Origin of the sequence: Buttiauxella gaviniae ATCC 51604 (genome assembly GCF_001654835.1) — a bacterium.
Taxonomy (GTDB): domain Bacteria; phylum Pseudomonadota; class Gammaproteobacteria; order Enterobacterales; family Enterobacteriaceae; genus Buttiauxella; species Buttiauxella gaviniae.
This window is the reverse complement of the sequence record NZ_LXEP01000020.1, coordinates 1-15,501: the sequence shown is the minus strand read 5'-3', so window position 1 is coordinate 15,501 and position 15,501 is coordinate 1. Positions and strand designations below refer to the sequence as shown.

Sequence of the window (15,501 nt, the reverse complement as noted above, 5' to 3'; positions counted from 1 at the left end):
CAGGGGATGAAATTAGAAAATCAGGGATGAAGTTGCATCGAACGCAGCACGGCGGCGTTTTTCGGCACTCATTTGTTCAAGTTTATTGCGATCAACACAGATAATTGCGTTGGTTGGGCAGGCTTCCATACATGCCGGGCCTTCTGAACGGGTGTGGCAAAGGTCGCATTTATTCGCTTCGGCTTTTTCTGCCATCACGTTAAGACCTGCACCGCTGTTACGTACAACAGGGCGAACAACCACTTCCATTGCGCCATACGGGCAGGCAACCACACAGGTTTTGCAGCCGATGCAACGTTCTTGCATCACATTCACAAACCCATGCTCGCGGCTGATTGCGCCATTAGGACAAACGTTGGCGCATGGTGCGTCTTCGCACTGGCGGCACATTGTCGCGGTGGAAACATTCACGCCTTTAATCACATGAATACGTGGAAGGAAGGTTTGCGGTGTTAATACCGCGCAATCTTGTGCTTCCTGATGTGCTACGACACAGGCCACTTCGCAAGTGCGACAGCCAATACATTTGCTCGAATCAGCAATGATGAAACGGTTCATCATAGACTCCTGGATAGAGTGTTTTTTTATAAGACTGCTCTAGGCATACATAAAGTGTGCCAACTTTGAAACTAGCGTGATTCAAGGCTTTGCGTATTGATCGGGGGAGGGGTGACAGTGACTTCGACACATTTGACGATGTCATTTGGGCAGATGACAGAGAGTTCTGGAAAGCTGCTCGCAGTTCGTGCCAATAAGTAGAGAAATTGATTAGGGAAAGCTTCCCCTCTTGATATGTTTCAGGGAACGGAGGGGTTAGAATGTATACAATATTGACGCATGGAGCTGCTGCTGAAGAACTTGTTGCTTTGCCTTCACAATTGCGAGGCCGCATGTTTCGCTTAATTGAACGTCTGGCATCTGAAGGTAATCAGCTAAAAATGCCTCATAGCCGAGTCCTGGGAAATGGGCTTTTCGAACTACGAGTTGGTGACAAAGATATTGCTCGAGCGGTCTATGCTTTTAGTTATGGGCAAACCATTTATATTTTGCATGCCTTTACGAAAAAGACAGCTAAGACGCCGGCTAACGCAATCGACATTGCCCGGTTAAGGCTGAAGGAGTTTATGAAGTGAAACCACTCTCTCTTGATGAATTGAAAACAAAAATGCTTTCTGATGCGGAGTCCGTTCAGGCATATAACGAAGCCGATCAGGAGCTGATGCTGATTCAGGCACTTTATGAAATGCGTGAAAGAGCAGGGCTTTCGAAAACAGAGTTGGCTAACAAACTCGGGACAAATTCATCAGGTATTAGCCGTCTTGAGAAGAACCCACTTAGCGCTAGCGTGAAGACGCTTGAACGCTATGCTGCAGCCTGTGGCGCAAAGATCTCACTCAATATTCAGTACATGTGAGATCAAATGGTCGGATGCTGCTGCGCTAAACCTACAAAACCTGCAAGTCAGATAAGCGCAGCGTCACCCGGCAACTATTACTCGAACTCCGGCGCTTCTAAATCCGCAAAACCGCCTTTAGCTTCCCAGCCCGCCAGACGTTGATACACCGTTTCCACCGCCGCTTTTATCGCGTCGGTCATCGGGTAGTAAAAGCCGACAATATCAGGCTGAATGCCGAGGAAAATCACCTCGCCAACATCTTCTTTAATCTGATCGATTAAATAGTTAAGCGGCATGTTGTGGGTGGTCATCATAAACATTTCAGCGATATCGTCCGGGTCGATGACACGGATTTCGCCTGGGTTCAGTCCCATATCTGTGGCATCAACCAGCAGCAATCTTTCCGGGCGCAATTCGCGAATTGCCACCACATCATTTTCAGGAGCGGTGCCGCCGTCAATAACAATCCAGTCGCCTTGTGGGGCGGCCTGGCATTTCTCGGCAAGTAGCGGGCCTGCGCCATCGTCACCCATCATGCTGTTGCCGACACACAGTAAAACGTTAGTCATAGCGTCTCCGTACCATCAAATAAATGGCGGGTTCTTGTTGAATAGCTTGCAGCATATCGAGCAATTCCTGGCTCCACTCTTGCTGCTGCTCAGTTTGCGTGGGTTTGGCGGCATCAAACGCTTTCGCCAGTAAAACCACGTGGCTTTGGTCGATAACGATTTCACCGTAACGCGGCACACCTTCCATTTTGCGCCGCGCTTCGCTGCCTTCTTCAAGCGTGGAAATCCACGCTTTGTAAGGCTCATACGAGCAAACCAGATTCTCTTTCAGGCAGTCGATAACGCCGAGATGGTGGCCGATTGCCAGGCTGTAATAAACCACCTGTTGCGCATCACTCGGTGTGTTGTCGTTTTCATCGACAAACTTACGGCTAAGCTGGCAAAACACCACCGACTCGCTCATTACACGCGCTCCTGCTTAACCAGTGCTTCCAGATGCGTGACGATTTCAGTCAAACGCGGATCGTTCTCGTGTGCCAGCCATTGCTGAACACTACCGCCACCGGCGGTGAGGTTTTCCATATAGCTGTCAGCAATCTGGCGGCCATAGCGATAACCCGCAAGGCTGCGTGCGGCACGGTCGATACGAACACGCAATGGCTGAACCATATCCGGGTGCAGAATTTGCGCCGGTTGTGCATCCATTTCACTGGCTTCACGCGCGTGGATTTTTTGCTCCAGCAGACCAAGCGCCATCGCAAAACCATACAGCGTTGCCGCAGGCGTTGGAGGGCAACCCGGAATATAGACATCCACCGGAACGATTTTGTCGGTGCCGCCCCAGACGCAATACAGGTCGTGGAAGATACCGCCGCTGTTACCGCACGCGCCGTAGGAGATGCAAATTTTAGGGTCCGGCGCTGATTCCCAGGCACGTAGCGCGGGGGAACGCATGGCGCGAGTCACAGCGCCGGTAAACAGTAAAATATCCGCGTGACGAGGAGATGGAACAACTTTAATCCCGAAGCGTTCTGCATCGAAAAGTGGCGAAAGGGTAGCAAAAATTTCAATTTCGCAGCCGTTGCAACCGCCACAGTCAACGCGATAAACATACGCGGAACGCTTAATTTTTTTGAGCAGTGAGGCTTTCATGCTGGCGATGGATTCATCCACCGTCATTGGTACTGGCATGCCTTTATCGTCACGTGGACCGAGTAACATACTCATGAGCGCACCTCTCTTATCTGGCGGCTAAGATCGATTTGGTCGGAAGAGACCAGGCTTTGCTGGCGTTTGCATTCCGGGCAAGTTTCAAACGAGGTGCGATGCGCTTCGGCAAGCTTGTCGCCATTGTGCTCAAGCAAGGCAATCGCGTAATCAATCTCTTTTTGTACCGCGAAAGGCTTGCTGCACTGGCGGCAGTTGCACAGGTCAAAACGCGCCTGTTGCAGGAAGTCGGCTTTGTTCCAGACGGCCAGTTCGTATTCCTGAGAAAGCTTGATGGCAGCCGTTGGGCAAACTTCTTCACAGCGCGCGCAGAAAATGCAGCGCCCAAGGTTGAAGGTCCACGCCAGTTGCCCCGCCATGAGGTCGGTTTCCACCGTTAATGCGTTCGATGGGCAGGCGTTAACACACGCCGCACAGCCGATACATTGCTGTGGATTATGTTCCGGTTTACCACGGAAGTTCGGATCCACGGCTATCGGTTGTAGCGGGTACGACTCAGTGGCCACGCCGCCTTTAATGGCTTTTTTGATGAAGTTAAACATGGTGACTCCAGCTTATTTCAGCGGCGAATTGGTGCGCTCAATGCTGTAGCGCTCAAGCTCTTTGTACGGCACCACTTTGGTCTTGCGCTTACGCACATCGACAATCGTCATGCGGTCGGTACATGAGTAGCAAGGATCCAGGCTGCCGATGATCAATGGCGCATCAGAAACGGTGTTACCGCGCAGCATGTAACGCAGAGTTGGCCAGTTGGCATACGTTGCCGCACGGCAGCGCCAGCGATACAACTTCTGGTTATCGCCAGTCATTGACCAGTGAATATCGTCACCGCGTGGTGCTTCGGAGAAGCCAAGGGCGAAGCGGTTTGGAATGTAGGTGAAACCATCTACAGCCAGTGGGCCGCCAGGCAGGTTATCGAGACCGAAATCAATCATGTTCAACGCGGTATAGACTTCGTTGATACGCACTTTCAGGCGTGAAAGCACGTCGCAGCCTGTTTCGCTGTGAACTTCCATTGGCAGCAAACCGTAACCAACGAACGGGTGATCAGCGCGGGTATCACGAGCGTGACCGCTGGCGCGAACCATTGGGCCGACGTTACTGAAATCGCGGGCGATTTGCGGGTCAAGGCGGCCAATGCCGACGGTGCGCTGTTCGATGTTTGGCGTGGTCATCAGAATATCGACCAGATCTTTCACTTCGCGACGCATCTGTTGGGCAAGCTGGCGCGTCTGGATCATGTCATCTTTCAACAGATCGCGACGAATCCCGCCGATCAGGTTCAGGCCATAAGTCTTACGTGCGCCGGTGAGGATTTCCGCCATTTTCATGGACATCTCACGCACGCGGAAGAACTGCATAAAGCCTGAGTCGAAGCCAACAAAGTGACAAGCCAGGCCGAGGTTCAGCAGGTGGCTGTGCAGGCGTTCAACTTCCAGCAAGATGGCGCGGATCATCTGGGCGCGTTCTGGCACCACGATACCCATCGCGTTCTCAACTGAGGTGGTGTACGCGGTGCTGTGGGCGAAGCCGCAGATGCCACATACGCGGTCAGACAAGAAGGTGACTTCGTTGTAACCCATGCGGGTTTCAGCCAGTTTTTCCATGCCACGGTGGACGTAGAACAGGCGGTAATCGGCGTCGATAATGTTTTCGCCATCAACGAACAGACGGAAGTGACCTGGTTCATCGCTGGTTACGTGCAGTGGGCCAATCGGCACCACGTTGTTCTTCTTGCTGCCCAACTCATTGATGAACTGGTAAGTTTCCTGATCGCTGGTTGGTGCCGGGCGCTGACGGTAATCCATGCTGTCTTTACGCAGTGGATACAGGTCATCTGGCCAATCATCTGGCAGCACTAAACGGCGCTCATCCGGCAGGCCAACAGGTTGCAGGCCGTACATATCACGCACTTCACGCTCACCCCAAACCGCAGCAGGAACGCGTGGTGTAACGGATGGGAACTCTGGTTTGTCAGCGTCGACTTCTACGCGCACGGTGATCCAGCATTTCACGCCGGTTTCCATCGAAAGCACGTAATACACCGCATAATTGCCGCACAACTGGCGTTCGTCGTTACCGAACAATACGGATAACCAACCGCCTTGCTGGTAGTAAAGCCACTCCACCACTTCTGGCAGCATGTTGAGCTTCACGGTGACGGTGATTTGGTCTTTGGTTTGCCACGCTTCGTCGATCACCGCATGAGGAAATTGCTTATGCAGTGCGGCGAGATAATGTTGACCAATCTTTTCTTCAGACATAGATAAATTCTCTTAAATCACGCCGCCAGCAAGGAGACGAAGGCTAAAAAGGCAAAGCCAAAACCGGCCCAGGTAACTGTTGAGGCTTCCAGCATGCGCAAGCGCGCCATGCTGTTTTCAAACAGCGCGATAATCAGCACGCCAGCAACCAGTTTTACTGCCGCCAGAACCAGCGCAATCACGAGGCCGCCCCAGCTAAATTCGCTCATCTGGCCCCATGGCAAAAACACGCCAACAAACATCTGCAGCACGACCAATTGCTTGAGGGAAATCCCCCATTTCAGCACCGCAAAACCTGCGCCGCTGTACTCGGTCAGCGGGCCTTCCTGCAACTCTTGCTCAGCTTCTGCGAGGTCGAACGGCAGCTTGCCCATTTCGATAAACGTGGCGAAGGCACAAGCAGCGAGTGCCAGAATCAGCGTCAAACTCTGCGCGGCAGGCCAGTGGTAGATGGTGGAGGCGATATTGCTGATATGTGTGCTGCCAGCAACTTGTGCCGCAACCCACAACCCCAGAATCAGGATAGGCTCAACCAGCACACCAAGCATCGCTTCACGGCTGGCACCAATGCCGGTAAACGGGCTACCGGTATCCAGGCCTGCAATTGCAAAGAAGAAACGCGCGATGGCGAATAGGTAGATAAGCGTTATCAAATCACCCAGTGAAGGCAGTGGTGAATAGAGCGTGACGACCGGCAGTGCGGTAGCAATGGTCAGCATCACGCCAACCATCACAAACGGCATCAGACGGAACACCCAACCGGACGCGGCCGGGGCCACGCTTTGGCGGCTGAACAATTTGAACAGGTCACGGTATTCCTGCATCACGCCCGGCCCACGGCGGTTGTGCATGCGGGCGCGAGTGACGCGGGTAATACCGGACAGCAGTGGCGCGACGGCAAACAGAACCAGCGCCTGAATCAACGAAAAGAAAATGGTATTCATCTCAGGCTCCTTAAGCGCAAACCGCAACCAGCAACACGGCCAGTTCGATCATCGCCAGGCGACGGAACGTACCGGCAAGGCAATCACACTGCCAGCCAGGTACCCATTTCACCGGGTTCAGGGTTTTGCGCAGTTTCAGCAGTGGCGCGAACGCCGCTTTGACTGGTTGAGCAAAACCACCCGCAGTAATCACCATCGCTTGTTCGTGGTCGTAGCCACAAACCCAGGCCGTGCCGCGCGAACGGTTTGGCAGGCGATCGCCACGGAAAATCACCATCAGAATGAATGGCAGCAGTGGGCTGGCAATCAGCAGCAGGGTGATCATCGGTTGTGAAACGGTGGTGTTTGCGGTTTCCAGCGGCAGTGGAATCGCGTTTTGCAGCAGTGGAATCAGCCAAGGAGCGGCAACACCGGCAATCACACAACATGCTGCAAGGGCCGCCACACTCAGGTTCATCAGGAACGGTGCAGACGTCGCGTTTTCAGCTTCTGGTGTGCGTGGTGCGCCAAGGAAGGTGACGCCATAGACTTTCGCCATACACATCACTGCCAGTGCGCCAGTAATCGCCAGGCCTACAGCCAGCATTGGGCCTAAGAAACGTGCGATAAACAGCGGCAAGGTGCCAAGGTGGAAGAACGACTGGTAAATAACCCACTCGCCAGCAAAGCCATTAAGCGGAGGCAGTGCGGCCATCGCCATTAAGCCAACAAGCATTGCGATGGAAATCAGCGGCATACGCTTGCCGATACCACCGAGTTTTTCGATGTCGCGATGACCAGTACGGAACCACACCGCGCCTGCGCCAAGGAACAACGTGGTTTTGAATACGCTATGGTTGAACAGGTGATACAGGCCACCAATCATGCCGAGCGCAACCAGCGTGGATTCATTCAGCGCAAGACCCATCATGCCGCAGCCCAGGCCGAGTAGAATAATGCCGATATTCTCAAGGGAGTGGTAAGCCAGCAGACGGTTGATATTGTGTTCCATCAGCGCATACAGGCCGCCAATAAACGCAGTAATCATCCCCAGAATGACGACCAGAACACCCCACCACAGCGGCATAGTGTTGCTGATGAGCGAGAAACTCATGATGCCGTACAGGCCAATTTTCAGCACAACGGCAGAGAATAATGCAGCAGCCGGAGCAGATGCATTGGCGTGTGCCTGAGGTACCCAACCATGAAGTGGGATAATGCCTGCCATCAAACCAAAACCAACCAGGCCCAGCAGCCAGACAACAGAGCTAATCGGCGCGCCGTTGGTCATCAGGTGCAATTCGGCGTAACTCAACGTGCCGTACTGGTTCCACAGCAACCAGCACGCAACCGCCAGCAGCACGGTGCCGAGACGGCCCAGCGCAAACCACAACTGCCCGGACTTCTGGCAGCCAGTCAGGAAGTAGCCGCTCAGTGCGACAATTTCTGCCAGCACAACTAACATGCCGATATTATCGGCCACCAGTGCTGCCACCGCTGCGGCCATCACCAGGTTTACCAACAAGCCATTAGCTTTAACGGCGTGATGACGATGCCAGTCGATATTAAACAGAGAGATAAACAGACCCGGCAGACCCAGCGTTACCAGCCAGATGCCGTTAAAGGCGTTGAGCTGTAGATGCAACTGCCAAACTTGCGCCATACCGCTAAACCCGGTTAACGCATCGAAACCGGCAATCAGTACCAGTACAGAGCTAATTGCGCCACCAAGCCCAGCAATAACGCCGCTCAGCGGTTTATTAAATGCCGTGATACCTGCCAGAATTGCACTTAGCAGAAAGCCCATCAGCGCCCAATGAATCAGGATAAAAGCACTCATTTTTTCACCTCTGGTTGGGTAAACAGAGTGAGATCGCCAAGCGTCGTGCCCAGAGTCAGTTCACGTTTAAGTTTGCTTGATTTGGCAATGTCATTGTTATCAACCACGCGCAGCGCTTTGGTTGGGCAGGTGCGTACGCACGCCGGACCATCTTCATCGAAACTGCACATGTCGCATTTCACCGCGATTGCGCGAATGCCAGGCACCCAGTCAATAAGCGTACTGACACGCGCAGGGGCCGGTGGCGCAGGTGGCGCTTTCGGGCTGTTAGCGTTTGCCGGGATATGAATAGGACGGCTGCCGGAGAATTCGATAGAGCCGAATGGGCAGGCGATAGCGCACAGTTTGCAACTTACGCACAGGCTTTCATTAAGCTGTACGGCCCCATCGATGCGGGTGATGGCATTAGCCGGGCAAACGCCCGCGCAAGGCGCATCTTCGCAGTGGTGGCACATTTGCGGTGCGGAATCATTAGCATCACGCATGACTTTCAGGCGCGGCATAGATTGCAGGCCATGCAGACGGTGCGTTTCAGAGCAAGCCGCCTCACAGGTGTGGCAACCCATGCAAAGTTTGGAGTCGGCGATAATAAAGCGATTCACCAGGTCTTCCTTAGAACACGTCATCAATTTTGACGAAACTGTGCCGACGGCTGTCGTTTCGACAGTTTTCGACACCCAACATGGCTATCAGGCCTGAGCGCTTTGTTGTAGCTGCCCCATCGATACCGGAGTATCGGTGTGAACGGCGCTGTACAAGCTTTCGTACACCGGGTGAATTTTTTCGAGGTAATGCTCGAGAACACTTTCACGGTTACGGTTGCTGATGCTGTTATCGATGCGGCCTTCGTCATCAAGGATTGCTTTGGCAATCAATACTCTATCTTCGCCATTACGCTTCTCAACGTAGTACTCGATGGTATGGCTGTTGAAGCCTTCGGCCAGGCGCACGTGAATGACGAAATGGTCAAATAAGAAGAAGCGCAGGGAATCATCAGGATTGCACCCTACGGCGTGATGCAGTTTTGCTTTAGAAAGGGTGATGCCCTGAATCAAGCTATTGCAGTAATGTTGCCATTGCGCGAGCAAGCGCTGGTGCTTGTCGGCAATGTATTCGGCTTTTTCGCTCAGTTCCCAAATGTTCATTATTAAATCACTCTGTTTTTGCTGTTGCGTCTACAGAGCACGTTTCGTGCCAATATTGTATTTTGTTGAAATTATTGATTTTTGTATTAATAAGATACAAATAGCCACAGGAATGACATGTCATTTCGTCATGTTTGACGGGGGAATGTCGCCATTGTTTATACTTATGCTTGGAATGGTGATTTTCCGTTCACCCGACAGTTCTCCGATCCTACATATATCTGCGAACGGTGAACGTGCCAGGTGGCTCACGCCAGCCCCCTTGATATGTTCACCGTTCACAAATCCATGCGGGATCGAAGAACGTCCGGGTGAACGGAAAACCTCCATACCCTATATATCTCGTATGGGCATCGCCCCCAAATTCCTGGCATCATCCTTGCATTACCTCCAGCAGACATCCCCGGAGGCAATATGCACGAAATCACCCTCTGCCAACGCGCACTGGAACTCATCGAAGCTCAAGCCCGCCAACACGGCGCCACCCGCGTTACTGGTGTTTGGCTTGAAGTAGGCGCTTTCTCATGCGTTGAGCAAAGCGCACTGGAGTTCTGTTTCGAATTAGTGTGCCGCGACACATTAGCCGAAGGCTGCCAGCTTCATATTCACCAACAAGAAGCGGAGTGCTGGTGCTACGACTGCCAGCAACACATCACCTTGTTAACCCAGCTGGTACGGCGCTGCCCGTTGTGCGAAGGCAGCAATTTACGCGTAGTGGCAGACGATGGCGTGCAGATCAAGCGTCTGGAAGTGGAGGAGACGAATCATGTGTAGTACTTGTGGTTGCGCTGAAGGCAACTTGTATATAGAAGGCGACGAGCGCAACCCGCACTCAGGATTCCGTAGCGCACCTTTCGCGCCAGCTGCGCGCGCAACAATGCAAATTACAGGGGTGAAATTTGCCCCCACCGCCGATGAACAAGGCGACCTGCATTATGGCCACGGTGCCGCAGGCACCCACGCGCCGGGTATGACTCAGCGACGTATGTTGGAAATCGAACTTAACGTGCTGGATAAAAATAACCAGCTCGCAATGTATAACCGTGAACAGTTTGCGAAACAGCAACAGCTGGTCCTGAACCTGGTTTCAAGCCCGGGTTCCGGCAAAACCACATTGCTGACCGAAAGCCTGAAGCGCCTGCACGGCAATGTGCCTTGCGCCGTTATTGAAGGCGATCAGCAAACGGTGAACGATGCCGAGCGTATTCGTGCTACCGGCACGCCAGCCATTCAGGTGAATACCGGTAAAGGCTGCCATCTCGACGCGCAGATGATTCGTGATGCCATGCAGCGACTGCCGCTTGAGCGCAACGGCATTCTGTTTATCGAAAACGTCGGCAACCTGGTGTGCCCGGCGAGTTTTGACCTTGGCGAACGCCATAAAGTGGCGGTGCTTTCCGTGACCGAAGGTGAAGACAAACCGCTTAAGTATCCGCATATGTTTGCCGCCTCTTCATTAATGCTGCTTAACAAAATCGACTTGCTGCCATATTTGCAGTTCGATGTTGAGAAGTGCCTCGACTACGCCCGCCAGGTGAATCCGAATATTGAAATCCTGTTGGTTTCTGCGACCAGCGGCGAAGGCATGGATGAGTGGCTTAATTGGCTGGAGACGCAACGATGTGTATAGGCATTCCGGGCCAGATTGTTGAAAAACTGCCAGACGGCAGCGCCAAAGTAGATGTGTGTGGTATCAAACGCGATGTAAACCTGATGCTGGTGGGCGATGCGCAAATCGGCCAGTGGGTGCTGGTTCATGTTGGTTTTGCGATGGCGATTATTGATGAAGCCGAAGCTCGCGACACCTTAGATGCCCTGCAAAACATGTTCGAAGTGGAACCCGATGTCGGCGGCCTGCTGTTTGGGGAAGAACGCGGATGATGCACTTCGTTGACGAATACCGTGCGCCGGAAAAAGTCATGCAGCTTATTGATGTGCTGCGTGAACGCGCCCCAAAACTGACTTACACCGCCGAGCGTCCTCTGCGCATTATGGAAGTCTGTGGCGGCCATACTCACGCTATCTTTAAGTTTGGCCTCGACCAGTTGCTGCCCGAAAACATTGAGTTTATCCACGGACCGGGTTGCCCGGTTTGCGTGCTACCGATGGGGCGCATTGATGCGTGTATTGAAATCGCCAGCCATCCGGAAGTGATTTTTTGCACTTTTGGCGATGCGATGCGTGTGCCGGGTAAAAACGGTTCGCTGATGCAGGCCAAAGCGCGTGGCGCAGATGTGCGCGTGGTTTACTCGCCAATGGACGCCCTGGCGATTGCGAGCCATGACCCAGATCGCAAAGTGGTATTTTTCGGCCTCGGTTTTGAAACAACGATGCCGACCACCGCGATTACGCTCAAACAAGCGAAAGCGCAGGGCATTAATAATTTTTACTTTTTCTGCCAGCATATTACGCTTATTCCAACGCTGCGTAGCTTGCTGGAGCAGCCGGATAACGGCATTGATGCCTTCCTGGCTCCCGGCCACGTCAGTATGGTGATTGGCACCGAAGCCTATGATTTTATTGCCACCGAGCATCAGCGCCCGCTGGTGGTTGCTGGATTTGAACCACTGGATTTGCTGCAAGGTGTGGTGATGCTGGTTGAGCAAAAAATCCATCAAAACAGCAAGGTGGAGAACCAATACAAACGTGTGGTGCCGGATGCTGGTAATAACCTTGCGCAGGAAGCTATTGCAGACGTCTTTACCGTGCGTGGTGATGCTGAATGGCGTGGGCTAGGTACTATTAGCGATTCTGGCGTTCAACTGACTGACGAATATCGTCAGTTCGATGCGGAAGATCATTTCAAACCCGCACCGCAGCAGGTTTACGACGACCCGCTCGCCCGTTGTGGCGATGTGCTCACCGGGCGCTGCAAACCGCATCAATGCCCGATGTTTGGCAAAACCTGTAATCCACAAAATGCCTTTGGCGCACTGATGGTGTCATCTGAAGGGGCATGTGCTGCCTGGTATCAATATCGCAGCCAGGAGTGTGAAGCATGAAAACAATCGAATTGGCCCACGGCAGCGGCGGCCAGGCAATGCAAAAATTGGTAGCTGACTTGTTTATGCAGGCGTTTGATAATCCCTGGCTTGCTGAGCAAGAGGATCAGGCGCGTTTACCGCTGGCTGAACTCACCGCAAGCGGCGATCGCCTGGCATTTTCAACCGACAGCTATGTAATCGACCCGCTGTTTTTCCCCGGCGGCGATATAGGCAAGTTAGCCATTTGCGGTACGGCGAACGATGTAGCTGTCAGCGGTGCAACGCCACGCTGGTTATCCTGCGGGTTTATCCTTGAAGAAGGCTTGCCGCTTGAAACACTGGAGCGTGTGGTTACCAGTATGGCGGCTACCGCAAAAGCGGCGGGTATTGTGGTGGTTACCGGTGATACCAAAGTCGTGCAGCGTGGAGCGGCAGATAAGCTGTTTATCAATACGGCTGGGATTGGCGCCATTCCCGTAGGTTTGAACTGGGGTACGCAACAGATCGGCGTGAGTGATGTGCTGATTGTCAGCGGAACTCTGGGCGACCACGGAGCGACTATCCTAAATCTGCGAGAATCGCTGGGTCTGGAAGGTGCGCTAATCAGTGACTGTGCGGTGCTGGCACCTCTGATCGCGCCACTGCTCAATATTCCCGGGGTTAAAGCATTGCGTGACGCGACGCGCGGCGGCGTGAATGCTGTACTGCATGAGTTTGCAGCGTCGTGTGGTTGTGGAATGGAAGTGGCGGAAAGTCAGCTGCCATTGAACCCGGCGGTGCGTGGTGTTTGTGAATTGCTTGGTCTCGATGCGCTTAATTTTGCCAATGAAGGTAAATTGGTTATCGCTGTAGAGCGTGAATCTGCTGAAGCGGTACTTACAGCACTGCGTGCTCACCCTTTAGGAAGGGACGCGGCAATTATTGGTGATGTTGTTGAACGTAAAGGTGTACGTGTCGCCGGGCTATATGGTGTAAAACGGACATTAGATTTGCCGCATTCAGAGCCGCTGCCACGCATTTGTTGACCTAAGCCAGGAGCGCTGTGTGCCGTCCTGGCTACACTAAAGCGTCTAGCGCCATTTATATGATAAATATATTCCCTACCCGGTAACTCACCGGGTCTATTTTTTGGATGAGCAAAATGCCATACACACCGATGAGTGATCTCGGGCAGCAGGGCCTATTTGATATTACGCGTACCCTGTTGCAGCAACCTGATCTCCCGGCACTTGCCAATTGCCTGACTCAATTGGCAAAACAAGGTGCGCTGGCGAACAGAGTGAATATTCTGCTTTATCATCCGCTACATCAGCGCGTGGCCTTCTATGGCATGGATAAACACGGCAAAGAACTGCATTACGAAGATGAAATGGTGCTGGCTAATGGGCCGGTGCGGCGTGTGCTTTCGCGCCCGGAAGCGTTGATTTGTACTCAGGAAGAGTTCAATGACACCTGGCCACAGGTGATGAACCTTGAACTGTATGCGCCCTTTGGTCGTTACTGTCTGTTGCCGCTTGCCGCAGAAGGGAAAATCTTTGGCGGCTGCGAGTTTATTCGCGACAACGATACTGCCTGGACAGATAAAGAACTCAACCGCATGCATACCCTGGCCCATGTTGTGGCCCTGGCTGCGGAACAAATCCAAAACCGTATCGACTCAAATCTAGGTTACCAACAACTGTGCCGCGAACGTGACGATTTCCGTATCCTGGTTGCAGTGACAAACGCGGTACTTTCTAAGCTCGATCTTGATGAACTTATAAGCGAGATCGCCAACGAGATTCACCACTATTTCTCGATAGACTCGATAAGTATCGTGCTACGCGGAAACCGCAAAGATCGCCTTACCGTCTATTCCACCCATTTCGTGAAAGAACAGTCGCCAATCCACGATCAGAGTGATGTCGCTTTAGGGGGGACACTTTCTGAACGGGTATTCAAAAGCGGTGAAATGCTGCTATTGAATCTGCATCACGGTGACCAACTCGCGCCATATGAGCGCATGTTGTTTGAAATGTGGGGTAACCAAATTCAGACGCTGTGTCTGCTGCCTCTCACTTTTGGCAATAACATTGTGGGTGTGTTGAAGCTGGCGCAATGTGAAGCGGGCGTCTTTACTCCGCAAAACCTCAAGCTTATGCGCCAGATTGCGGAACGTATTGCCATTGCAGTAGATAACGCGCTGGCGTATCAGGAAATCAATCGCCTGAAAGAAAACCTGGTCGACGAGAACCTCTATCTCACCGAGCAAATCAATAATGTCGCCAGTGATTTTGGTGAGATTATTGGCCGCAGCGACGTGATGTCGAATGTGCTTAAACAAGTCGAGATGGTAGCCAAAAGCGACAGTACGGTGCTGATCCTCGGCGAAACGGGTACCGGTAAAGAGCTGATTGCTCGCGCTATTCACAACCTGAGCGAACGCAACAGCCGTCGTATGGTGAAAATTAACTGTGCGGCGATGCCTGCCGGGTTGCTGGAAAGCGACTTGTTTGGTCATGAGCGCGGTGCATTTACCGGTGCAAATACTCAACGTATCGGGCGGTTTGAACTGGCAGATAAAAGCTCGCTGTTCCTTGATGAAGTTGGCGATATGCCACTGGAGTTACAGCCTAAGCTGTTGCGTGTGCTACAGGAGCAGGAATTTGAACGCCTTGGCAGCAACAAAGTTCAGCAGGTCGATGTACGCCTGATTGCCGCCACCAACCGCAATCTGAAAGAGATGGTGAGTGAGCGTGAATTCCGAAGCGATCTCTATTATCGCCTGAACGTGTTCCCGATTATGTTGCCACCGCTCCGTGAGCGCCCGGAGGATATTCCGCTGTTGGTGAAATCTTTCACCTTCAAAATCGCCCATCGTATGAACCGTAATATTGACAGTATTCCAGCCGAAACCTTGCGCGCACTCAGCCGTATGGATTGGCCAGGTAATGTGCGTGAACTGGAAAATGTGATTGAACGAGCGGTTCTGTTAACTCGCGGCAATGTGTTGCATCTTTCCTTGCCTGAGATGGACTACCAGCAGCTGGAAGAAAAACCGATGCAGCTTGTCGCGAGCGAAGAAATCCGCGAAGGCGAAGATGAAGCGCAGAGAATTTTGCGTGTGCTGAAAGAAACCAATGGTGTGGTTGCCGGCGCACGTGGTGCGGCACAGCGATTGGGATTAAAACGCACGACGTTGCTTTCACGTATGAAACGTTTGGGGATTGATAA

At 52.7% G+C, this 15,501-nt stretch carries 18 protein-coding genes; 8 read left to right on the top strand and 10 right to left on the bottom strand.

Features of this window, described 5'->3' with window-relative positions; all coding sequences use genetic code 11:
- Positions 1-12: 12 nt before the first annotated feature.
- Positions 13-558, bottom strand: coding sequence for an electron transport protein HydN (hydN, locus tag M977_RS10135; RefSeq protein WP_064514584.1), 546 nt, complete (start codon positions 556-558; stop codon positions 13-15).
- 260 nt (positions 559-818) lie between these two features.
- On the opposite strand from hydN, the gene M977_RS10130 reads away from it, so the two are divergent.
- Both M977_RS10130 and M977_RS10125 read left to right on the top strand, forming a co-directional pair.
- Positions 819-1,133, top strand: coding sequence for a type II toxin-antitoxin system RelE/ParE family toxin (locus tag M977_RS10130; RefSeq protein ID WP_064514582.1), 315 nt, complete (start codon positions 819-821; stop codon positions 1,131-1,133).
- Complete coding sequence (locus tag M977_RS10125; protein ID WP_083962926.1) at positions 1,130-1,414, top strand: helix-turn-helix domain-containing protein; 285 nt, start codon at positions 1,130-1,132, stop codon at positions 1,412-1,414. Before M977_RS10130 ends, M977_RS10125 begins: the two co-directional genes overlap by 4 nt.
- 77 nt (positions 1,415-1,491) lie before the next feature.
- Here the strand turns inward: M977_RS10125 and hycI are convergent, their stop codons facing one another.
- From hycI to hycA, 9 genes are all read right to left on the bottom strand, one after another.
- The gene (gene hycI, locus M977_RS10120; protein ID WP_064514580.1) at positions 1,492-1,965 is read right to left on the bottom strand and encodes a hydrogenase maturation peptidase HycI; all 474 of its coding nucleotides are present in this window, start codon (positions 1,963-1,965) and stop codon (positions 1,492-1,494) included.
- Positions 1,958-2,368 (bottom strand): formate hydrogenlyase maturation HycH family protein, encoded by a 411-nt coding sequence (locus M977_RS10115; protein WP_064514579.1) that lies wholly within the window; start codon positions 2,366-2,368, stop codon positions 1,958-1,960. Before M977_RS10115 ends, hycI begins: the two co-directional genes overlap by 8 nt.
- Positions 2,368-3,132 carry an NADH-quinone oxidoreductase subunit B family protein gene (locus M977_RS10110; RefSeq protein WP_064514577.1) on the bottom strand — a complete coding sequence of 255 codons (765 nt, stop codon included), beginning with the start codon at positions 3,130-3,132 and terminating at the stop codon, positions 2,368-2,370. The genes M977_RS10115 and M977_RS10110 overlap by 1 nt, the downstream gene beginning before the upstream one ends.
- Positions 3,129-3,674 carry a formate hydrogenlyase complex iron-sulfur subunit gene (locus M977_RS10105; protein WP_064514575.1) on the bottom strand — a complete coding sequence of 182 codons (546 nt, stop codon included), beginning with the start codon at positions 3,672-3,674 and terminating at the stop codon, positions 3,129-3,131. The genes M977_RS10110 and M977_RS10105 overlap by 4 nt, the downstream gene beginning before the upstream one ends.
- Before the next feature lie 12 nt (positions 3,675-3,686).
- On the bottom strand, positions 3,687-5,396 hold the full coding sequence (locus M977_RS10100) for a hydrogenase large subunit (RefSeq protein WP_064514573.1): 1,710 nt from the start codon (positions 5,394-5,396) through the stop codon (positions 3,687-3,689).
- A gap of 17 nt (positions 5,397-5,413) precedes the next feature.
- Entirely contained in the window at positions 5,414-6,340 is a 927-nt protein-coding gene (locus tag M977_RS10095; protein ID WP_064514571.1) for a respiratory chain complex I subunit 1 family protein, read from the bottom strand.
- 10 nt (positions 6,341-6,350) lie between these two features.
- Positions 6,351-8,159 (bottom strand): formate hydrogenlyase subunit 3, encoded by a 1,809-nt coding sequence (gene hycC / locus M977_RS10090; RefSeq protein WP_064514569.1) that lies wholly within the window; start codon positions 8,157-8,159, stop codon positions 6,351-6,353.
- A complete protein-coding gene (locus tag M977_RS10085) occupies positions 8,156-8,761 on the bottom strand; it encodes a 4Fe-4S dicluster domain-containing protein (RefSeq protein ID WP_064514567.1) in 606 nt (201 codons plus the stop codon). The genes hycC and M977_RS10085 overlap by 4 nt, the downstream gene beginning before the upstream one ends.
- Positions 8,762-8,848: 87 nt before the next feature.
- A complete protein-coding gene (hycA, locus tag M977_RS10080; RefSeq protein ID WP_064514566.1) occupies positions 8,849-9,304 on the bottom strand; it encodes a formate hydrogenlyase regulator HycA in 456 nt (151 codons plus the stop codon).
- A 414-nt stretch (positions 9,305-9,718) separates the two neighbouring features.
- On the opposite strand from hycA, the gene hypA reads away from it, so the two are divergent.
- From hypA to flhA, 6 genes are all read left to right on the top strand, one after another.
- Positions 9,719-10,078: a hydrogenase maturation nickel metallochaperone HypA gene (gene hypA / locus M977_RS10075; protein ID WP_034460458.1), complete on the top strand. Its 360-nt coding sequence runs from the start codon at positions 9,719-9,721 to the stop codon at positions 10,076-10,078.
- Positions 10,071-10,934, top strand: a complete 864-nt coding sequence (gene hypB, locus M977_RS10070) for a hydrogenase nickel incorporation protein HypB (protein ID WP_064514564.1) — start codon at positions 10,071-10,073, stop codon at positions 10,932-10,934. Before hypA ends, hypB begins: the two co-directional genes overlap by 8 nt.
- Positions 10,925-11,185: a HypC/HybG/HupF family hydrogenase formation chaperone gene (locus M977_RS10065; protein ID WP_034460456.1), complete on the top strand. Its 261-nt coding sequence runs from the start codon at positions 10,925-10,927 to the stop codon at positions 11,183-11,185. The genes hypB and M977_RS10065 overlap by 10 nt, the downstream gene beginning before the upstream one ends.
- Positions 11,185-12,306: a hydrogenase formation protein HypD gene (gene hypD, locus M977_RS10060; RefSeq protein ID WP_064514562.1), complete on the top strand. Its 1,122-nt coding sequence runs from the start codon at positions 11,185-11,187 to the stop codon at positions 12,304-12,306. Before M977_RS10065 ends, hypD begins: the two co-directional genes overlap by 1 nt.
- Positions 12,303-13,313 carry a hydrogenase expression/formation protein HypE gene (gene hypE, locus M977_RS10055; RefSeq protein WP_064514560.1) on the top strand — a complete coding sequence of 337 codons (1,011 nt, stop codon included), beginning with the start codon at positions 12,303-12,305 and terminating at the stop codon, positions 13,311-13,313. Before hypD ends, hypE begins: the two co-directional genes overlap by 4 nt.
- Before the next feature lie 116 nt (positions 13,314-13,429).
- On the top strand, positions 13,430-15,501 hold a 2,072-nt coding region (gene flhA, locus M977_RS10050; RefSeq protein ID WP_064514912.1), incomplete at its 3' end, for a formate hydrogenlyase transcriptional activator FlhA.